The sequence below is a fragment of the Streptomyces sp. NPDC052042 genome, from assembly GCF_044548345.1.
Taxonomy (GTDB): Bacteria; Actinomycetota; Actinomycetes; order Streptomycetales; family Streptomycetaceae; genus Streptomyces.
On the sequence record NZ_JBIUBU010000007.1, the window covers coordinates 301,452 to 322,714 of the forward strand.

Here is a 21,263-nt window from a genome sequence, read left to right on the forward strand (position 1 = left end):
CCGGTTCGGCCTTCGCCGTCGGAGTCCGGCCTTTGCCGTCCGCGCTCGGGCCTCGCCTTACGCTCTTCGGCCGTGTACTACTACGCCGCCGAGCGGAAGGCCGGAAGGTAGCCGCCCGACTGTCCGGCCGCCTTGGGGTGGTACGAGTTGTAGACCGGGATCGACACGCTGTGGAGCCATGCGTCGCCGGAGCACAGTTCGTGCCCGGTGAACTTGTCCACCACGCTGGAGTAGGTGAACCCGGCGTTGGCCGCCTGCTTGGCGATGACCCCGTTCAGGACGTCGGAGGCGTCGTTGATGGCCGCCCGCTTCTTCTCGGTGAGCCCGGCTATGCAGCTGCCGCTCAGCTTGTAGAAGCGCGGGTACCCCAGCACCACCACTCGGGCCTGCGGGGCACGGGACTTGATGGAACCGTAGAGCGAGCTCAGGCGTGAGGGCAGGGTGTTCCGCACCTGGGTCACGGCCGAGTTGACACTGTTCAGGCAGGTGGCCTCGCTGGACAGCACGCAGTCCTGCATGACGTTGGCGAAGCCCACGTCATTGCCGCCCGCGGTGATGCTGACCAGTCCGGTGGACGAGTTGAGCGCGCCCAACTGGGTGCTTGCCACGGAGTTCGTCGTGGCGCCCGAGCAGGCGACGAAGCTGAAGGAGGAGGGGGAGTTGGCGGCGGCCCAGAGGTAGGGGTAGGCCTTGGTGCTGCGGCGGCAGTCGCCGCTGTCGGAAAGATAGCTTCCCGCGCCGACGCCGGACGAGTAGGAGTCGCCGAGAGCAACGTAGCCGCTGGCGGCCGTCGAGTTCGCCGAAGCCGGCTGGGCGACGCCCAGGGCAGCCGCGGCGGCAAGGACCAGAGTGGAAGCGGACGCCCAGAATCTCCGCACTGACATGGCGATCAGCCCTCCGAAGTGTGGGGGATGGGTTGGGGGGTGATGGAGCGCCATGTTTGTAGCAGCTGTGAGTACTGGCCGGTAATAGCTAGGCAAGAACTGGTCTGATATGCCCGAATGATCGTTCGGCCATACGAGCTCCGCGCGTAGATAAACCTCTGGAGGCCCGCAAGAAGGGGTGAATTTTCGCCGCGCTCGGCGTTCCCGTCGAGCCGCCCATCGGGCCGCTTCGGGCGAGCCGACGACGTGAACGAACGCTGTCGGGGCCGGGGGGTGTCAGGGCCAGCCGTCGCGAGGGCAGGGGCGGGCGTCGCAGGGGTGCCGCGAGGTCGGCGGCGGGCGTTGTCGGGGGCGCGGGCGCGGGTGTGGGGAGGGCGGGGGTTGGGTGGCGAGAGGCGCGGACGCCGAACTGCGGGTGAGGCGGGGGTCAACGAGCACGATGCCGCTGATCACGAAATTCTCGGGTCGCGATGCTCACCGTCGGTGCCGGTCGGCGGACAGGGCGTACGTCGGGCAAGGGGGCGTCGGCGGGCAGTTTGCCGCCACGAGGCTTGCCGAGCGGCGGCACCCGGCGGATGCCCGATCCCGCCACGGGCGGCCGACGGTTGCCGGGCACGAAAAAACCGCCCTCCGTGGCGGCATCCCTATGGGGCGCCGCCACGGAGGGCGGTGGGTCTGGAACTACGGGATCAGTTGTCGCGGCCTGCGGTGATCAGTTGTGGCCGAACCTCCGCTGCTTCCGGTGGGAGACCTGCTCCGAGATCGAACGCACCGTGTCCTCGACGGACGTCGGCTGCGTTTTCTTCGGCTCCGGAGCGGTGTTGCGTTCGTGTCCACCGGCGCGGGTGCCGCGGTTCTGTCGACTGTGCTTCTTGCCCACGATCGTGCCTCCTGTAACGGATCTCCGGCTATGGGCCACTTCTAGATTCGCATGTAAGTGCGATATGTGCATATTGGGTACTCAGTGCAAGACGCCCTTCCGGGGCGGGTGAGGTCGACGCAAGCGGCCTGTCGGCGGACGTCGCGATGCCCGCCAGGTCACACCCTGCGGCTGGCGCCCGCCCGCCAGCCTGTACTTGCGGCGCGGCTCGGCGGATTGGAAGCATGATGGCGACGTGCGTATTGATCGCACCCATCAGCCGCACGGTGGTACGGGTGTCGAGATCGCTCACACTGAACTCCCGGGTATGGGTGGTGAGAAGCGGTTCGTCCGCTTCTCGGCCGCACCCTGCAGCACACGTGGATGAGCTCCTTGACTCTCGCGAAAATCTGCACCACAGCAGGGAGAAACGCCAGCGCGGACAGCAGGTGGTCCGGACACTCCGAGGGCCTCGGACGGCAGCCGTCCGAGGCCCTCGGGCTCGTTGCCTCATGGGTGCGATAAGTGTTCACTGACGCTGGCGGGAGAGGTCGGACGCTGGCTGGGGATGCTCTCGGTATCCGTGCCGCCACCTCCCAGGAGGGCGATCAGCAGAAGGATGAACAGGAGGACGCCACCTCCCCCGGCCGCCACGGCGGCCCGGGGGCCGATTTGCCGGTGGTGGCTGCGGACGTAGGTACCGTCCGAGCGGTGATGGCTCCGTACCCAGGTCGTCTGGCCTGTTGGAGCTGGCTGCGGCCGGACGGCGGCCGTGTTCATCCGGCGAGGGGTGTGGACGGCGCGAGTGGGGCGGGCTGCAGTCGGGTGGGTGCGGCGGTAGTGCGGGCGGACGTAGGTGCCGTCCGAGCGGTAGTGACCGCGAACGTATGCCATATGGATGTCCTCGAAGGAGTCGGGAGCGAAGCCGATTCGGGTGCATCTATGAAGATAAGCCGCAGCACTGACAGTCGGTGCCCGCCAACTCCCGTCGCCAACCAGTGAGTTGATCTACTCACTCAGAATCGATCCGCGAGCTGTTTACCGCCGCGGAGTCCCTCGCACGATGGCCGTGTGACACCCGCGGCGGCCTTGGCACCGGCCGCCAAGGCGCGTATGGCGTCCGCGCCCCCAGGCCGACCTGCTCGACGGATTCCCCGGAGTCCCTTCTGAGCCTGGACGGGCCACGATCCCGGGTCGCGCTCGGCGCCCACCCTGCGGTGGCCCCGGCGAACCCTCGGCGCTGTCGGTCGCGCCGACGTCGAACCGACAGGGGCGCCGTGCAGACCCCAGAGCCACCAGGTCGACTGGCTCGGTCGTAAACCGCCCACCCTGCATCTGCCGGCAGGCGGGCCTTTCCCGGGTTGGCGGGGACGGGCGACGGATGTGCGATCGGCGGGCACCGAGAACGGAGCGGCAGGCCGACGACGTGATGGGGAAGGGTGCCGACGCAGGTGTTGGACAACAGCACGCAGACCGGTGCCGTGGCAGCGACGCCACTTGCGAACGCCCGCTGATCTCTCCGTGCTTCGGATGCCATATCCTCCACTGGCGAGCGGTGCCGGGGGGTACCGCTCTGGGTCTCTCAGGGGGGAGTCACCGTGCTCGTACTGTCGTGCCTGCTCGTTCTCGCCGCCGTGGTGATGTACTTCGTCGCCCGTGCCCAGAACTCGTTCCGGCTTCGGCTGGGTGCTGGCGCCGCACTGCTCGGCAGCGTTTTCTGTGGCATCGCCAGCACTGTGTACGTCGTCAGCGCCTATGAGGTCGGCGTGCCGGTGACGTTCGGCAGAGTGGGCGCGCCGATGACGTCCGGGATGCATCTGAAGGCGCCGTTCACCGATGTCACGCCCTTCTCGACCCGTCCGGTCGACCTCAACCTCTCCGACAAGGACATCGTGGAGGTGCGGTCCTCCCAGGGGGGTGTTATGTACGCGGAGGTGACCGTGAAGTGGGCGGTCACACCGGCCAAGGCGGCGGAGCTGTACCGGTTGGCAGGGAGCGAGGAGGCCATTCAGCAGCGACTGGTCTACCCGGACAGCCGGGAGATCGTCCGGAACGTCTTCGCCCGCTACACCAGCGAGCAGGGCTATGCCTCGGCCCGAGAGGAGATCAACGCGGAGATCGGCAAGTTGATCAAGGAGCGACTCGCGCCCCGCGGTATCGACATCACCGCCGTGAACCTGCGCAACGTCAAGCCTTCGGACGCCCTCCAGAAGCAGATCGACCGCAAGATCCAGCAAAAGGAGGCCACCGAGCGGGCCACCGAGGCAACCCGCACGGCGGAAGAGGAGGCCAAGCGCCGCAAGATCGAAGCCGAGGGTATCGCCCGCGCCAACAAGATCCTCAACGACTCCCTGACCGACAGGGTTCTGATGAACCAGTGCATCGACGCGTACCGGGAAGCGGCCAAGGAGAACCCGGTCTACGCCGTGCCCTGTGGTTCGGGCAACGGCACCCCGGTCATCGTGGACGGCAGCGGCCGGAACTGATTCCTTCGCGTGGTTGCGGGAGGGCTTGGGGAACGGGTCGGCTCCCAGATGGCTCCCACGTGATGCGCCGAAGGCGGCCCCCTCTCTTCCAGCCGTGAACCTCAGCCGACCGGACGGCGGGGCGGCTGAGGTGCCAGGCTGGTCGCCGAGGGGCCTCGTGCTGTTTGTGGACCGGCACTAGCTCGTGCACAGGGTCGCGGCGTCAGCCTTATTCCCGGGCCTCACTCCCGTACTCGCCCTCGCTGAGCTGATCGGTGACCGCCGCCTCGCTTCGCTGCAGAAGGAAGAACTGGTTGGCTCGTCTTGCCGGACCTTTCAATCTTGCGGCGGCGCTCCGTCACCTGCCAACGAAGACGTCGATGTTCGAGGACAGACTTCCAGAGCTCCAGGCGATGGCGAGAATCCTTCGGAAACGTGAAGCGGAGGGCACCGAGGACAACGGCACCCAGCAGCACGAGTGCGGACCCGGGTGGTCGGTGAGGAACGGCATGGATCAGCCCTTCCCGTCGCACAGGTCGAGCGAGGCAGTGCCCAGCACCACCCGGTAGGAGTCACCGTGGCGGGAAAATCCCGCGCTCTTGACCCCGGCCTCCCGGTGGGTCAGGGCCAGAGCCAGGTCTCGGGGTTCGGGATAGCCGGTCCAACGGAACTCCCATGAGTCGCCGGTGCCCCAGAGTCGACGTACGGCACCCTGCTGGATCACTTCCGGTTCCTTCCGGCGTTCGACTCCGGGGCGCTCCAGAGGGTCCCAGGACAGACTGGTCGCCCAGTGGCCACGCCGGTCAACCAGGTTGTACCGGGATACGAGACCTGCCAGCAGAGTGGCCGCTTCCCCCGAGATCGTGGGGACCGCTGCCAGTGCGCGGCGCTCGTGCGCGGTGAGATCGTTGTCCAGCGTGAGATAGGGGTGGCGGGGGACGTGGCTGGGCCTGTTGCCGCGCCGACATCCGGCCGGGTCACCGGTGATGGTCAGCAGTGCACCGGTGGGCAGATGGCGCAGACAGACGGAGCGCTGCCCGTGGCACGTGTAGCTGACCTCGTGCCGTAGTCCGGGGACGCCACGTGAGGCGGCCCCCACGGTGGCCAGCAGCCGGGTGGCCACGTTCTCCGGGGCGCGCTCCGCCACCATCACCAGCTGGTCCCAGCGGGGCGACATCACCGGGTCGTACGAGGCGACAACCGAGTAGTTCCACCTCGCCGTCGGACCGGTGTACACGTCGCCGTTGAAGAGTGCCAGCGCTAGTAGGGCACGGAAGGCGCGCTGGTCGTCCGAGCAATGATCCAGGCCCAGTCCGCGGGTGTCGCTGCCGATCGCGGATCGCGCGGCGGCTTTGCTCTCCCCGGTGTACTGGACGCGGAGCGGGATCCACTCCTCGGGCGCCATGGTGTGGACGGGCAGCCCGCCCAACTTGCGCGCGGCGGTCAACCACGCCTGTTGGAAGGGGATGACGTCCCCGGACTCGGATACGGCGTGCGAGTGTGACGAGCCAGGTTCGGGCACTCCGTCTCTCTTACGAGGCACCCGACAGATCGTCCACCAGCAGGTCGAGCGTCGCCTCCTCATGGAGCGCCACCCCGAGCGCTGCCATGGCAGGGGCGAGCCCCGCGTCCCAGACCGCGCTGACGGGTTGACCGACCAGCGACAGCTGAGGGATTCCCTCGGCCTGGCTGCGAGTGGCCAGGTGCTCGTAATCTTCGGCGCCCATGCGCCATGGCTGGGCTTCGTAACGGCGCATGATCCGGTTCGCCAGAGCGATGCCCGGCCAGTCGAAGTCCCCGTGGTAAGCGAAGTGGCAGCCATTGGAGGCGAGGGCATCGAGAAGGGTAAGGACCACCGTCGCGGCGCTGCCGGAGGTGCAGACCAGGGGGTGCGAGCAGCCCGCGTCCGCTGCGGCTTCCACCACACGTGGGTTCTCGCAGATGTGGACGACGGTTCCGGCGGGCAGCTGAAGCCGCATGTCGAGCAGGTCCCGGGACGTCAGGTGGGTCTCCGCATGGTGATCGGCCCGCTCTCTGAGTGACCTGGCGCGCCAGTCCTCGCCGAGGGGCCGGAGGCCGTACGTCAGCACGGTGCTGGAGACCTCGTCCGGAGTGACCGAGACCAGCCGCCACAGCGCCCGTCGCCCGGCCGCGTCGCCGGGAAGGTCCGTGCCGTGGGCGAGGGCGATGCCGCGCTGGACAAGGCGGGCGAGCCAGGAACCGTCGTCCAACCCGTGCGCCGAGCCCGTTACCGACGCGGCCAGCTCGCCGCGGCCCCGTGCGTCGGTACGGTGCGGGTCGAGTAGCACGCCGAGTACCTGGACCGCCTGCTGAAGCGTCCGTACGGCCGCTTCCGGCGTCACGCCTTTCGGCATGCCGGTGCGTCGCAACACATCCGACCACTGCCTCGTCCACTCCAGTCCGGCCAGCGGCGACGCGTCGAGGGACGAGGCGAGCGCGGCCCAGATACGCTGCCGCTCTGCCGCGTTCTCCTCACGGGCCGCACGGCGATCGACGAGCGGAGGACCGAGTTCCTCCAGAACCTGCCTGAGTCCGAGCCCTGCGGCCGAGGTCCGCAGGCGTTCGTCGAGCGCGTCGAGCCTCACGGTCACAGCCGTGCCCGTGAGGGGCTTGCCCAGCAGGAGTGACAGGTCGTTCCGTTCCTGGGAGCTCACCGCTGTCAGCCGGAGGGAGCCGGTGGACTGCACCCCGTTGCTCTCCAGGCGTTTACGCGCGCCACTCCAGAGCCGCGCGAGAGTGGGACCTGCCAGCCAGTCGCGCGTGGCGGGCGGAAGGGCGCTCATACCGGTGCCAGCCGCCGGTGGCGACCGTTCCACGTGTAGTGCAAGGTAGCCACTCCGCGTACGTGAGGGTCGCGCAGGCACTCGTAGATGTGCAGGGAGGGCACCTCGGCCCAATTGCCCATCAGGCGCTCGCTCGTGAGGACGAAGTCGAGGTCCAGATCGACCAGGATGCGGCCCAGGCGCCCGTGGGTGGGTTCGTCGACCTTGGCGAAGGCGTCGTCCAGGAGGATCAGCCGGGGCGTGTGCGGGGTCGAGTCGGCGAGGCTGGTGAAGTGGGCGGCAGCGGCGGCGAAGAGCACGAGGTACGACAGCACGCGCTGCTCTCCCTGGCTCAGGCCGGTGCGGCCGGTCAGCTTCCTTCTGCGCCCGGGGGCGGAGTCCTCGACCACGAAGGTGTGGAAGGCGAACCAGGAACGGTAGTCCAGCGCGGTGCGAAGATGGGCGGTGTAGCCGGCCGACGGGTCGGCGCGACGGGCGTCCTCGATACGGCGTTGCAGTATGTCGCGGAGTTGTTCGGTCTGCTCGCGTGTCCGGAGGCTCGACGGGCTGCGCAGCAGTTCGACAGCCACCCGCACGTCGGCGTCGGCGTCATCGTTGAGTTTCCAGAGGAGTTCCACGCCGAGGCCGTGCGAGGTCCGTACGGTCTTCAGTGTGTCGTTGAGTGCCGAGACCAGGTTGGCCGCCGTGATGACCTGTGCGGAGAGGTGGTCGCCGAGCTCGCCGGTCAGGAAACGCTGAAACACGTCGCTCTCGCGTTCGGTGAGCCGTCCTCGGGCCTCTGCGGCCTCCACGGCGATCCGCTCGCCCACGACCGCGACGTCGTGCGAACCGTGGTCGTCGAGCAGGCGGCACACCTTGATGCCGGCGTGTTCGTCGAGCTGTGCGTCGTAGCCGCCCGCCAGTTGGTCGCGCAGCGTCGTGTGTCGTTTGAGGAGGAGGCTGTCAGATACCTCCTCCCGGTTACGGCCGAGACTCTGGTCCACTGCCTCCGCCAGTGCCCGCAGTGCGCGCAGACGGTCGCGTGCGGTGGAACCTGGGTCGTCCGGTACCTGACCGGGGAGGGACGAACGGTCCAGTCCCGCTCCGTTGACGACTTCCGGACGGCTGAGAGCACTGCGCAGAGCGCGGCCGGTCTCGATCACGGCTGTTTCCTGGTCCGCCAGTTCTTCGCGTAGGCGTTTCTCCTTCTCCTCAGCCCGCACACGTCGGTCGCGCAGCGCGTTGTGGTCGCGCTCTGCCGCCGGGACGGCTCTCAAGGCGGTCGCGATGCGGTCCTTGGCTGCCTGTTCGTCGGCGAGGAGCTTTTCCTCGGACGATCCGACGGCGGTCTCCCGGGTCCGGAGGTCCTGCTGCGCGGTGAGCAGTTGTCGGTGGTGCAGCCGGTAGGTCTCTTCGGCCTCCGTGCGTTTCTCGCGGGCCTGCGCGTATCGCCGGTCGTCCGCCTGGTTTCCGCCGAGCCGAGCCGCCGTGCTGGTGACAGCTCTGCGCAGGCGGCCGACGCCGGTGAGCAGGGAGGCCAGCGCGGTTCGTACGCCGTTCAGGGAGACGGCGTCGGCCGGCAGGTCATGGGCGGTCGCGGTGGCGTCCGCCTCGGATCGCGCCGAGACGGCCAGAGCGCGGGCCTCCTCGGCCTGGCGTGCCGCATCCGCCGCCTTGGCGGCGAGTGTCCGCGCCGTCTCCTTCTCCGTAGCGTGTCTGTTCCAGGCGGCGGAGAGGCGCTGCGCCCGAGGGAAGTCGCGTTCAGCGAGCGTGAGGGCCCGTCGCCGGGAATCAGCCGCGGCGAGTTCGGCACGGGCCCCGGCCAGCCGCCGTTCGGTCTGACCGAGCCGGTCCTCCAGCTCTGCCAGTGCGCGTCGCCGGGTCTCGGCCCGCACTGCTGCGCCCATGTATTCGGCGACGCTCTTGTGGTGCTGCCCGCGCAGGGCTCCCAGCCGCCAGCTGCCGTCGAAGTGCACCGCACTCGCGGCCGTTGTCCCCGGGGCCGGTGCGAGTGCGATCGCTGACAGCACGCGCTCCACCTGGTCGGATGTGATGCCGCTCGCCGTCTGCGCGACCGGACGGAGGGCTGAGGCGAGGGTCTGAGCCACTGGCAGCGGTTCGTGGGCCGGTGCCCCGTGGAGAAGGGTGTCCCCGGTGAGCGGGTCGAGAAGGGCGCCGCCCGTGCTGACCCACGCGTCGAGGATTCCGCTCGCCTCCAGTGCCGCCTCCAGACCGGCCCGTTCGGCGGAGGTCAGGTGCTCGGCGAAGTCCACCAATTGGTAGAAGGGTGTGCCGTCGGCCGGGTTCCTTGCCGCGCTGCGGTGGTACGGGGCAGGAGGCTCCGGGTCCGTACGGCGCTCCCAGGCCCGCTTCTCCTCGTTCAGGCGGCCGATCTCCTCGCCGAGCCGGCCGACGCCGACCGCCAGGATGTCGCGGTGCCGGGTGAGGGCGTCCGCGTACGGCTCCAGGGCCGTGTGCGCCGTCTGCCACGCGTGGGTGTCTGTGCCGATCGGGAGGGTGCGGTCGGAGAACGGCGCGTCGGGGTCGGCCGTGCAGGCTGCTTCCGCGAGGACGGTGTCCAGCGGCGGGCACTCGGGGCCTGCCGCGGTCCGCGTCTCCCGCACCCACACGGCGACCTCGTCGGCGTACCCCCGGCTCTCCTCAGCGACCTTCTGGCGGCTGTCTTCGAGACGGTCAGCGGCTTCCTCCGCTTCGCCCTCCAGTCGTTCCCGCTCCTCCTCGGCCCGCATCGCGCCGCTCCGTGCCGCGTCGGCCTGGGCGGAGAGCCGGGCCACCTCCTGGACCATCCGCTGCCGGTTCCGTACGACGGTCTCGGCGGCTCCCAGCTGCTCCTGCCAGGACCGCAGCCCGGCCTCCGTCGTCGCCGTGTCCACGCGTGCCACCGGTCGGTGCCGTACGGTCCGCGGCTCTCCGTCAGGGCCGATCAGCTCTGTCTGTGTCGACGGGGAGTGGGCCGTACGCGGCAGGGCGACCGCGTCACCGAGATGCCCGGTGGGAAGCCTCGCCCTCTCCGCGTGGACCAGCAGTTCCCGGTGCTCGGTGGCCAGTTCGGTGAGTCGGGCGCCCACGTCCTCGACGCCTTCCGCCAGCCGTTCGGACGCGCTCTCCTCCGCTTCGTGCGCGCCGTGCAACGCGCCGAAGGCGGTCATGGCCGTGGTGTGCAGGGCCTCCACCGTGCTGCGGCGCTCCGACAGTTCGCGCAGGCTGCGGTAGGCGTGGCTGTCGTGCAGGGCGGCAAGGTCCGTCCGAGCGGACTCCTCCTCCTCGCGTAGTGCCCTCAGCCCCTCCTTCGACTCCTTCTCCCGTTCCTTCAGGGCGCTCGTGTGCTGCGCGGCGTCCCCGGCGTTGCGGCGGCGCTCGGAGAGTGTGTCCAGTTCCCGGTTCACGTCCCGGGCCGAGGCACGCAGGACCCCGGCGAGGTAGCGGCGGTAATCGGCGAGGAACGTGCTCAGGGCCGCGTCGGTACGTTCCAGGCGACCTAGTTCAGCCCGCACGGTGTCCAGATCGTGGAGGTTGCGCGCCACCTTCTCGACCACGTCCTCGTCGAGTCCGGGCAGGGTCTCACTCAGCAGGACGGCCAGACCGCCGTGCTCGATGCGGTCCCCGACCGTGGGTCGCCGCAGCCGGTGCAGGAGCTGGGTCAGGTTGCGGTAACGCGTCGCGTCCGTGATCCCGAAGAGGTCCCGGGCCACGCGGGCACGGTGCTCGACCGCTCGGTCCGTCGTGCTGCCGGAGCCGACGATCTGCTTGAGCCGCTCGACGGCGAGGGGTTTGCCCGCCTCGACGAGGTGCAGGTCCTCGCCGACGCGCAGCGGGGTGACGAAGAAGGTCGGCACCGCCTTCTGCGTCGACTTCGAGGCACGGACAGCGGCGCCGAGCGTCAGGTAGCGGTGGTCGCCGGCCTCGTCCGTCCCCCGGAACTCCACCCACAGGTAACCGAGCCGGTTGGTCTGCTCGAAGCCGTCCAGCATCAGCCAGGCGAGCGTCGTCCGTCCGGTGCCGGTGGCGTCGAGCGCCCGGGAGTCGCCGTCCAGGAGGTACGGGAGCAGCATCTCCAGGGCCTTGGACTTGCCCGCCCCGTTCTTGCCGCGCAGCAGCAGCCGCCCGTCGCCGAAGGCGAACTCCTGCTCGTCGTACTGCCAGACGTTCTGGATGCCCGCGCGGTGCAGCCGGAAGCGGGCGCTCGTCGTCGGCGCGCGACCTGAGCGCGAAAGGGGAACGAGACCACGGGCATCGGTGGTCATAGCGGCAACTCCTGCTGTGTGTCGGTGAATTCGTGCCGCGCGCCGGTCGCCCGCACGGTGACCCGGGTGGCGTAGCGGGCCGCTGAGGCGAGCAGGACCCAGCCCTCCCCGTCGCTGGGACGGGCGGCCCGGACGTCGGTGACCTGGCGGCCTTCCGGCAGTTCTTCGGCGTACTTCTCCGGCAACCCCGCTCCCTCGGATCGCAGTGGGCCGGCAGGAGCGATCAAGCGCATACGGGAGAGCAGGTCCAGCACGGCTTCACGCAGGGCGTCCAGGTCGTCGAGGTAGCCGCGCTGCCAGTTACCGCGCCGCCCGTTCTCTGCGACCAGCTCGGCCAGCAGCTCATCCACCACACCGTCCGGAACCGTGACCCCGACGACGAGCAGACCGCCGGTCGCCGGATGTCCGGGCTCCTGCGGGCGGAGCCGTTCCACCAGCCGTTCCACCAGCAACAGCGCAGCCTGCGCGACGGTCCCCGTCCCGGGCAGGTGGAGATCGGTCAGCTCCTCCTCGGGGTCGACCAGGGCCACTCCCTCGGCGCGGATCTCCGTCTCCAGGCCCAGGAGTTCGAGGAACGCCTGGGCCTCCCGGCGCTGGCGGGTGCGGAGCCAGTCGCGTTCGGTGTCGGTCAGTTCGTCGAGGTGGACGACTGGGGTTTCGACGAGCATGCGGCGCACGTAGGTGCGCGGCCCTCCGAACCCCGGGTCCGCCGCCCGCCGGACCAGGTCGCTGCCGTCACGCGACTGGGCGAGCGGTCCGGCCACGATGACGCGGGCGAGCTCCCGGTCGACCGTGATCAGCGCTTCTCCGTCGGCCTCCTGGGCGATGACGCCCACGTGGCCGTGGGTCTCGATCAGGACGCCCCACTCCACGAGTTGCCGCAGAGCCGCGACCAGCGTCCGCTTCCCGGCCGCCCGCCCGGTCTCCTCCAGCTCGACATCCGCGTCGGCCGCGGCGGCCCGGATGTCGGCGACGAGCTGCGACAACAGCAGCTGCTCCGGCGCGGTGACCAGCACCGACAGGGCCAGCGCCAGACAGGCGTAGGTGTGCGGTGTGAAGGGCGTGCCGGTGGACCGTACGAGCCGGTGTCCCGATTGCGCTCCGAGGCCGGCTTTGAACAGCCGGGCGTAGGAGCTGTCGACCAGGAGGCGGTAGCCGAGCACCTGCTGGAACCGGCCGCCCAGCCAGTCGGCGTGCCTGCGGACCAGCGGAAAGAGGTCCGCGTGCGGGCTGTCCGACGTGACCAGAGGGTGGGCGAGCAACAGTCTTGCCGCTGTGCGGCGTTCGGTGGCAAGAGCCACGTCGTGGGCAGAGGGGAGGGTCACGGCACGCTCATCTCCGCCCCGTCGGCGTGCGCGTCGCGCGACCGCGTCGGAGGAACCCCGCTCCCGGTCGGCTCCGCTTCGTCATCCATGGCAGCCGTCCTGTGGACCACCAGCTCCAGGTCGTCCAGCAGCAGGTCCCCGTCGGCCGAGCGGAGAAGTGTGCGCGTATCCGCCGTACGGTGCACGGTGAGCCGGACGCCAAGATCGGCGTCCTCGCTCCACGCCGCGTCCAGCCCGAAGCTTGGCACCTCCTCCCCGTCCGCCTCGGCACGTCGCCTGAGCTGCGCGTTCCCGAGTGCCGTGGCCAGCAGCTCCAGGAGCAGGCTGAGCGCCGCCGAAGTGAGCCGTACGCCGTCGAAACGGCCGGACGCGCTGCACAGCTCGTCCGCCGCGGCGCTTCTGTCCGCAGCCTGTTGGCGCGCCGCCTCCCGCAGTCGTTCCTTCTGCGCGGAATGGTCCTCCACCGATGCCGTCCGGCCTCGCTGGGCGCGGCTGCCCCTCTCGCGCAACGCGACCGGAACCTCCACCACAGGTCCGGTCCACCAGCTGGTGTAGGCGGGTACCACCTCGTCGGCGGTGGGCGGCATGCCCAGATGGCGGGCGCCGTACAGCCCGAAGGCGGCGACGGCGATGTCGTGCGCGTCCTGCGGCGCGGCCTCGTCGAACCACCGGGCCAGCCGCAACAGGTCCCGGCGCCGCGACATCTCGCCGGTGGCCGAGCGCAGCATCCGCTTGGCGTTGGCCAGCAGCGACTGAAGGGCCCGCAGGGTGGCGTCGCGCAGCTGGTCGACCTGGCTGCCCTGTCCGTCGGTGTCCCGGAACCAGCCCCGCAGCCCTTCCCAGTCCGAGAGTTCGCGGCCCCGGCTGCGCTGCACGCGGGTCTCCGTACGGCCCTCGGGCAGCCCGGCGAGCCCCTGCGCGTGGGTGTTCAGTTGCTTCAGCAGGCCCGGGAGGCGGGGCCAGAGCGCGTCCAGGGCTGCCGAGATGCGGGGGGCGCGGAAGGACACGTCTTCGGTGATCGCCTCGACGTAGTCCAGGAGGAGTTCCTTGAAGCCCTGATACTCGCGGCTGTCCAGATCGTACCGGGCGAGCACCTGGCCGAGATAGGCGTAGAAGTCCCGGACGGAGTCCGCGAACCCGGAGAACTGTACGAACAACGTGCTGACCCGCTCCAGCCCGTCCTGCGGGGCGATGCCGCCTGGTTCCGCGACCAGCTCGGCCAGCTCCCGCAGCCCCCGCTCGACCAGGGCCAGCAGTTCGTTGCTCACCTCACGGGCGGCGTCGGCCTCGGCCAGTACCCCGTCGGCGTCCCGCTGGACGCGCTCGCCCAGCCGCGACAGTTGGTAGCGGGCGCGGGAACGCTGGTACTCGGTGATGCTGGACGCCTTCACGGTGTGGCTGCCGCGCAGCAGGTTCCCCCACTTCACCAACTGCTCCAGCCGTGCTGTGAGCGGGTCGGCGTCGAGTCCGGAGGCCGCCCCGCCCCCCTCGCGCAGCTTCGCCATAACGTCCGGGACGGCCAGGTCGGCCAGGAGCGTGCCGCAGAAGATCCGCATGATCGCGAGGTACTCCAGCCGCTCCGGCGCGCTGAGGTACGCGTACGCGTCCAGGCGGCGGCGCGTCTCGTCGGCGTCGGGTGCCGAAGGCGCGTCGCCGGATTCCGGCTGGGTGCCGGGTGCGGGTTCCTCCATGTCTGCGAGGTTACGTGCAGGGTCCGACAGGCGGTGTGGGGTTGCCAGAACTGGTCTCCTGACAACTGGCGAATCCGCCCCGGGCGCGCTGGAGCCGGGGCGTCGGAGTGGGGCGGCTTCGCAAGGGGGGCAGAAGTCACCCCCGCTACTCGTCGGTGTCGTACAGCCGCCAGGCCGGCCAACGCGTCGCTTCGGCTTCGCCATCACCACGGCCCAGCAGGTTCCGGCGATGCAGCATGAGCCGGAGGTGGCGCGCCGCGTCGCCGTCCTCTTCCACTCCTCGATCGAGAAGCACGGCTTGGGGAGCTTTCCCGTCGACGCCACGCACCACGGCGTCTACGGGATGCCCGTGAACAGTCTCGCCCAGCGTGACGGTGGCCTGCTCCGTGCCGGAGAGGGCCAGATACAGGCGTTTGAGCAGCCCGTCCTCGTCTCTGCCACTGGGGGGCACGCCGTTTTGCTCCGCAGCCTCCAGCAGCGCGGCGCCCACGCCTCCCTGCTTCCGCCAGAGCTCCTTGCCCCCCACCACGATGAGGTGACCGCGTGTCCGGGTGATGGCGACGTTCCACAGGTTCAGCTGTCCAGCGACCCACTCGACGGCTCCCGGGTGCATGCCTTCGCCGACGACGAGCGAGAACACCATGACATCGCGTTCGCCACCTTGGAAGGTGTGCACCGTACCGATGCGAAGGCGCTCCTCGTCGTACGGTCGCAGCCGCTTGCGCAGGGTTTCGGCCTGCGCCGTGAAGGGCGTGACAACGCCGACCGTGGCCTCGGGCGGGAGCTGTTCCAGCAGATAGCGGACGCTGTCGCGCACTTTGCGGATCTCGTCCTCATTGACCCAGGAGCCACCGAACGGAGGACGGGCGGCCCGCCCGGTCACATCCGTCCAGATGACGGCGGGGCGGCGCGCCAGAGCGGGTCGGCCACGGGTGTCGGTGAGAACGGTCAGCCCACCGTCGTAGAAGAACTCGTTGGAGATCCCGGCGATGTGCGGATGGCAGCGGAAATGCTCGTCGAGAAGCAATGTGCCGCCTGCGGACTGCTCGGCCGCGTGGAAGGCGGAGTGGCGCCGGTAGGCGAGGTGGTGCTTCTCCAGCCAGTCGGACCGCAGTCCGTTCCCGCGCCGGATGAGGGCCTCGCGGTGCGGGCTGGTCTGCGTGATGTGCGTGAGCTGCATGGGGTCGCCGATGACAAGGGCGCGCCGCGCGCGGAAGAGCAGCGGCAGGACGTGGGGGATGGCGCACTGGCTGGCCTCGTCGACGACGACGAGATCGAACAGGGCCGGGCCCAGCGGGAACCGCCGGGCGGAGAGGCTGGTGACGGCCCACCCGGCCACCGTAGGCGCATCAGTGGTGCCGTCCGAGCGACCCAGAACACTCCGCATCTGCGGCCAGTCGCTGTGCTTGCCGTCCCGAGCTGCCAACAGGTCCAGTATGCGGCGGCGTCCCGCCCGGGCGGCGGCTTGGACCGTGGTGGCGAGGAGCACGCGTGAAGCGTCCTGGACGGTGCTCTCCGCATCGCGCAGGGTGCGCGCGAGCGCTGCGTCGTCCACGGAAACCGCGTCCTCGCGCCCGTCACGCCATTCCGTCTCGGCCGCGGCGAAGTCGGCGAGCGCGAGGCATCCCGTGGCGGGATGACCGGCGTACCCCTCCAGACCGGTTGTGCGCAGGAAACGGGCCCGGCGCCACGACCCGAGGAAACGCGCGTGGGCGAGGCGGCGCGCCTTGTCCTCCAGCTCCCTCGGCCGGGGCGGGCCACCGAGCAGGTCCTGGAGTTCGGTGACGGTGGTCCCGAGCTGTTCCGCGTGGTGGGCGCGGGCTTCGCCTGCCTGGCGAAGCCGCGCCTCGGTCTTTGCGAGGTGCGCCAGACCTTGTCGTACTTCTGCCAGACGGTCGGTGGCCAGCGCGGTGGCCATGGACGCCGTGGACACGGTGGTGGACGGCTCCGGGCCGGTACGCAGCGCGTGCAGCGCGGCGGCCTCGTGCTCCGCGTTGCTCGTGCCGTTCTTCCGCGCCGAGCCGGTACGCACGACGCTGCCGGGCACCAGCTCGTCGCAGCGGCGCCAGACCTCGTCCACGGCATCGTTGTTGGTGGACGCGACCAGTACGGTCTGACCTGCCGCGATCGCCGTGGCCACGAGATTGGCGACCAACTGGCTCTTGCCGGTGCCGGGCGGGCCCGTGGCCACGGTGAGGCGGCGGGTCATGGCGGACCGGAGAACCGCACTTTGCGCCTCGTTGCAGGGCAGCGGCGTCACAAGGAACGCCGGTTCGGGGTCCGTGCAGGAGAGGGATCGGGCCCGCTGCGAGGCGTCGGGCGCGAGGACTCCGAGGGCGGTCTTCGCGATCTGGTCCGTCTGCTCGGCGATGTCGGCGAAGTCCTTGAGGAGGTTCTTCGTGAAGCCTGTCTGGGGGCGTGCCGCGAACAGGACCGCGGTGTTGCGGGCCCCGTGGCCGGGCGTACGGACGTCGATATGGTCGGCGAGCTGGTCGGGGCGGAGCTCCTGCACGCACGGCAGCTCGAACTCCTGCGTGAGGAGGTTGCGCACCTCCACCGCCATGCGGTCGTGCTGTCCTCGATGCCAGGACGGCTGGAACGTGTCGATGAGCTGGTTGGCCTCGTCCTCGCCCAGCCAGTCGTGCGCCAGCTGAGGATGCGGCTGGATCGGGCCGTACGGCTTCAGCCGCACCTCGCCCTCCCCTTGGACGATCTCGACACGGCGTACCAGCAGGGGCGCGAACTTCGGCTGCCGCCAGGGGCGTCCGGTGCGAGGCCCGGTGAGGACCACGGCCGGGTATCCCGCCCAGAGCTCGGCGTCCTCCCCGGCCGCTGAGTCCACCAGCGGGGCCGCTTCCCTGGGGAGTGCGACGCAGCCGTCGTCGTCGACATCGCCGGAGATGAACCTCTCCGCGCCGTCCAGGCACACGTACGACGTGTCCTGACGGCTCACGTCCATCAGAGGTGTCTCGGCGCTCTCGGCAAGGACGCACTCGCGGTAGTAGTTCAGCAGGTTGGCCCAGATGGGCTGCGCGTGAGCGGATTTCGCGGCACGTGGCGGTGTCGCTTCTCCTGCGGCGGTCCGGGGCCGAGAGCTCAGAGGATCGAGGACGGGGGCCCGGCCGAAGGGGCTGTCCGCGATGATGATGCGGTCGTCGACGCCGAGCGCGGAATGCACCGGCACCTGACGTCCGCCGTCCTGGGCACGCATGCGTCGGTTGACGTAGTGGAACAGGTCGCTGACCGTTACCGCGCTGCCGCCGTCCTTGCTGACCTTCCCCGTGCGCAGCGCCTCGATGACCTCACCAGTGAACGCCGACGGCTTCACATCATCGCCGCCGACCGCGTCCGCGAACGAGTCCTCCCCGGCCCGCGAGGACGACAGGACGTATACGCCCCTGCTGGTCAGCGGGGGCTGCTCGCCGGACTTGGACACGGAGCTCTCGGCCCGTCGATCCGATGTGCGCAGGCCCATGGCGAACCCGCCGCTGCGGCAGCAGTCGATCATCACGATCTTCTGCGGGGCGACGCATTCCTCCAGCGCGTCGTTGAGGAACCCGGCGCTGACTCCGGTCGAGGCCACCCGGTCGTAGTCGGTGTCCTTGGCGACGAAATGGAATTCCCCGCCGTCGCGTACGGTGCGCACACCGTGCCCGGAGACGTACACGAGCGCGAGTTCGTCCTCGTCGCGCTCCTGAAGGAACTCCCCGATGACCGCCCGCATGTCGTCGGCTGTGAGATCGGATTCGGTCTGGACGGAGACGAAGTTGCCGATCTTGTGGTGCCTCAGGACCTGGGCGAGTCCCCATACATCCGCCCGTACGGAAGCCAGCGGCGAGAAGTGGCCGTCGTCGTAGTGCTCGTTGCCGATCAGGAGAGCCCGGCGTTTGTGGAGGCGGGTCACGCCGCGCCGTCGTCCGATTCGGGACCGTCGCCGCCGACTACCCGGTCCTGGAACTCGCGGACCATGCGCTCCTGTGCGGCGTCCGGACGCCCGCTGATCTCGACGGAGTCGTCTCCGACGGTGACCACGACCTTGCGGTGCCGCTCCTTGGCGCACCACTCCTTGATCAGGGTGATCAGGACCTGGGACGCCGGGCGGGCGACGGCGGCGGTGGTGGCGGCCCAGAGAGCCACCTCACCGACGCCAGCACCCTTACGGCCCGGTTCGGTGGGCTCGCCGGCGTCGTGGAAGCCGACGACGAGATCGTCCGCCCTGTACAGGGTGTCGTGCAGATCCCGAGTGAGACGCTCCTGCCGGAGTGTGTCGCCGCCTGTGGGCACGGTGAGTGCCCACGGCGATCCCCCGTCGCGCATGTGCTGCTCCTTGCGTTCGCGTATGTGCTTGCTCGGTCCGTCCGGCGACTTTGGCACGTGGGCCTCCGAAAGGGACAGCCGAGGCTGAACGGGAGGGACGGCATCCGGCCACCCCCGAGCGTCGGAGGAGAGATGTCCGACCCGCTGCCCGGCCTACCCCGAGCCGGCGCGGACCGTGAAGAGCCCGCTCCTCCGCCAGGAAACACCTGTCGTATGGGTCAGCCCGGGGACCGGTCGTCGGGCGATGCCTTCTTCGGCACCACCCGTAGCGCGAGTGCAGTGCCGTCCGGCCGGAAGGAAACCGCACCCCAGTCGTCGATGTCGTCCGGCTCGGGCCAGTCCTTCCGCCGTTCGTGCGCCCGTCGGCGGTACTCCTCCACCTTGCCCGCCGCGAGCAGATCGTAGAGATCTGTGGCCATGCCGGAAAACGCCTCAACGCGTGTGCCGTTGATACGGAAGACCTGGTCAGTGCCGACGTATCGCTCCCCCGCGAAACAGACTTTCGCGTCGTGGACACTGGCAGTCCCGGCGAAGGCCGTTTCGCTGAAGTGCTTGCCGCCCTGCTCGTTGATCAGGTATCGGCCGACCGTCCCGCCGCCGCCGGCCAGTGAGAGCTGTCCGGCGGCGTGGGCCCGGGCGATCACTTGGCCGAACCACGAGAATTGCTTCTCAGGGATCAAGAAGGCGTTGTGCCGTTCCGCTCCGTGTTTCGTCGGGATGGCCACGGAGTCCACGTACGGCAGAGCTCGGCGCCCGATGGCCACATCGGCTGAACCCGCACCGGATCTCGGCCGTACCGGGAGCTCGATACCTCCTTCCGTGTGCAGGACGTGCACCGTCACACCGGCAGTCGCCAGGAACTCGGTCGAGGTCATGAGCGTGGGAGTCCCGTTCCGCTGCCCCAGGTGGAATCGCTCCACGCGCTCACTGCCCCGGGCCAGTTGTCTGTATGTTGTGCGCGTGCTTGCGGAGGTCTTCGGCTTCACAGCTTGGTGGTTGCCGTTCACGGTCACCACGAAGATCCGGGAGCCCTCACCGGGACGCCATGCCTCCAGCAGGAAGTCCGGCCGCGGTCTCGCGCCGAGAGTCCCGGCCGGCTTGGTCCGCGCGAAGCCGGGAAGCAGGACGGTTTCCGCGTCGACGATACTGATCAGGTGGTCCGGATACCTCTCGCGAAGCGCCCGTTCAGCGACGGCGAGCCCGAACGCCCGGCCCAGCTCCCTTGCCTGCATGGCCCGATAGGACAGTTCGGGAGCCTTCCCTTCATCGGTGAGGCGCAGGCTTCCGTGCCGGTCGGCGGCGAAGGCCCGGCAGTACTTCAGCCCCTGCCAGTGCTCAGCCAGCCCCCTGCCTCGTCCTTGCCGGGCCAAGGTCGTAGCGCGTGCGAACGTCGCGAGCAGGTCCCACGGAGTCATCCGTAGGGGACCACGCTCGGCTCGGGGTAGTTGGCGCAGGTCCGGCTTGCGGGGGCCGTGGCCTTCGTTCGTGGTCTTCTTCTTCGCCCGCTCGCGGTCGACGGCAGCGGCCGCTTTCTCCACTCCGGCGATGAGCTCGGGTGATGAGTTCACCTGCACGGTCAGAAGGTCACCGAGACGCCTGATCACGTCGAAGGCTGTGGAGTCCATGCCATGGGACGGTAGGAATCGCCGATATCGACGACAAGAATGCGATTCAGGCCATGGCGGTGCAGCTGCCCGTCTGCGTGAAGAGCTGGACGAGCTTCTCCTGGTTGTACGCCACAGGTGTGCGGTGACGTCGTGGCATCCCATGGTGGGTGGCCCGCACGGGCCACGCCGAGGCCCCGCTGCCTATGGCTGCCCTCAGCTGACCAGCATTGTTTCCGCGCAGGCTTGAGGACGTACGGCGTCACCGTTATCCGGTGAAGAAGTCCCCCATAGACAGGTGAGCGGAACGCCGTTTGTCAGCTTGGAGCGTGATCTGGCCCTATCTCGTCGGTTCGCTCGTTCTCGGTGGCGTCGCTGGCGGTGGGTGGTGGCTGTGGCGTACGGATCGGTTGATCAAAAGCGGTGATCAGGTCGCGTCGCCAGGTTGCCCCATCGCCTGCGCGGTGACGGTCGCCGTGACCTTGGCTCCGGGGTAGCGTCGTTCCAGTTCCTTGACCAGGGCCTGTACGTGGCGGGGTGTCTGCCCAGGGCTGACTCCCCGCAGCGGCGGAAGAGACGGCGGTTTCTCACCGTTGGACCACTGCCCCTCGACGACCAGGTCGGGCCCGATCAGCCGCCGCCCCTGCTCCTGAGCCTTCCGTGCCTCCCGCGTCGGCGGCGACGTCCGGGTCACCCGCAAGGCCAATGCGCGCCCGGCGTACGGTCCCTCCCGGAGCGGCTCCGGCAGCGCCGGCCGGGCGCGGCGGGGCTCAAGCGGGTGCCCTCGGCCGATAGGCCACAACCGCGGCGCGTGCCGCTCAGAGTCATAGGCCGACAGATACCGTCGGCCTGTGGCGGGGTTGACCGTCTTACCGGCCTGTTCGATCCACCGCTCCAACTTCCGGGAATACTGCGCTCGCTCACCAGGCATCTCCGTCACGGGGAGTCCGTACACCTCGGAGATAGCGCGCCTAGTACTCCAGTCTGACTTCGCGATCTTGTCGCGGACCCGGCTGGGAACGGGTACGGCCACCGCGTGATCATCGGGGGTTGTGTGGACTCCTGAAGAT

Annotated in this window: 12 protein-coding genes; 1 reads left to right on the top strand and 11 read right to left on the bottom strand. The window is 69.6% G+C overall.

The window, feature by feature from the left end:
• Nucleotides 1-80: 80 nt before the first annotated feature.
• Both ACIHCL_RS15515 and ACIHCL_RS15520 read right to left on the bottom strand, forming a co-directional pair.
• Complete coding sequence (locus ACIHCL_RS15515) at nucleotides 81-884, bottom strand: SGNH/GDSL hydrolase family protein (protein ID WP_399861821.1); 804 nt, start codon at nucleotides 882-884, stop codon at nucleotides 81-83.
• 712 nt (nucleotides 885-1,596) lie between these two features.
• On the bottom strand, nucleotides 1,597-1,764 hold the full coding sequence (locus ACIHCL_RS15520; protein ID WP_399861824.1) for a hypothetical protein: 168 nt from the start codon (nucleotides 1,762-1,764) through the stop codon (nucleotides 1,597-1,599).
• Between the two features lie 1,577 nt (nucleotides 1,765-3,341).
• Here ACIHCL_RS15520 and ACIHCL_RS15525 point away from each other — a divergent pair.
• Nucleotides 3,342-4,229: a prohibitin family protein gene (locus ACIHCL_RS15525; RefSeq protein ID WP_399861827.1), complete on the top strand. Its 888-nt coding sequence runs from the start codon at nucleotides 3,342-3,344 to the stop codon at nucleotides 4,227-4,229.
• A gap of 493 nt (nucleotides 4,230-4,722) precedes the next feature.
• Here the strand turns inward: ACIHCL_RS15525 and ACIHCL_RS15530 are convergent, their stop codons facing one another.
• The 9 genes from ACIHCL_RS15530 to ACIHCL_RS15570 form a co-directional block, all read right to left on the bottom strand.
• Entirely contained in the window at nucleotides 4,723-5,751 is a 1,029-nt protein-coding gene (locus ACIHCL_RS15530) for a hypothetical protein (protein ID WP_399861830.1), read from the bottom strand.
• Nucleotides 5,741-7,012, bottom strand: a complete 1,272-nt coding sequence (locus ACIHCL_RS15535; protein WP_399861833.1) for a TIGR02679 family protein — start codon at nucleotides 7,010-7,012, stop codon at nucleotides 5,741-5,743. The genes ACIHCL_RS15530 and ACIHCL_RS15535 overlap by 11 nt, the downstream gene beginning before the upstream one ends.
• Nucleotides 7,009-11,256, bottom strand: coding sequence for a TIGR02680 family protein (locus ACIHCL_RS15540; protein WP_399861836.1), 4,248 nt, complete (start codon nucleotides 11,254-11,256; stop codon nucleotides 7,009-7,011). The genes ACIHCL_RS15535 and ACIHCL_RS15540 overlap by 4 nt, the downstream gene beginning before the upstream one ends.
• The gene (locus ACIHCL_RS15545) at nucleotides 11,253-12,581 is read right to left on the bottom strand and encodes a TIGR02678 family protein (RefSeq protein WP_399861839.1); all 1,329 of its coding nucleotides are present in this window, start codon (nucleotides 12,579-12,581) and stop codon (nucleotides 11,253-11,255) included. The genes ACIHCL_RS15540 and ACIHCL_RS15545 overlap by 4 nt, the downstream gene beginning before the upstream one ends.
• Nucleotides 12,578-14,272 (bottom strand): TIGR02677 family protein, encoded by a 1,695-nt coding sequence (locus ACIHCL_RS15550; RefSeq protein ID WP_399861842.1) that lies wholly within the window; start codon nucleotides 14,270-14,272, stop codon nucleotides 12,578-12,580. The genes ACIHCL_RS15545 and ACIHCL_RS15550 overlap by 4 nt, the downstream gene beginning before the upstream one ends.
• Nucleotides 14,273-14,417: 145 nt before the next feature.
• The gene (locus ACIHCL_RS15555; protein ID WP_399861845.1) at nucleotides 14,418-18,176 is read right to left on the bottom strand and encodes an AAA domain-containing protein; all 3,759 of its coding nucleotides are present in this window, start codon (nucleotides 18,174-18,176) and stop codon (nucleotides 14,418-14,420) included.
• Nucleotides 18,173-18,589: a hypothetical protein gene (locus ACIHCL_RS15560; protein ID WP_399861847.1), complete on the bottom strand. Its 417-nt coding sequence runs from the start codon at nucleotides 18,587-18,589 to the stop codon at nucleotides 18,173-18,175. Before ACIHCL_RS15560 ends, ACIHCL_RS15555 begins: the two co-directional genes overlap by 4 nt.
• Before the next feature lie 218 nt (nucleotides 18,590-18,807).
• A complete protein-coding gene (locus ACIHCL_RS15565; RefSeq protein ID WP_399861848.1) occupies nucleotides 18,808-20,214 on the bottom strand; it encodes a hypothetical protein in 1,407 nt (468 codons plus the stop codon).
• A gap of 406 nt (nucleotides 20,215-20,620) precedes the next feature.
• Entirely contained in the window at nucleotides 20,621-20,887 is a 267-nt protein-coding gene (locus ACIHCL_RS15570) for a hypothetical protein (protein ID WP_399861850.1), read from the bottom strand.
• Nucleotides 20,888-21,263 lie beyond the last annotated feature (376 nt).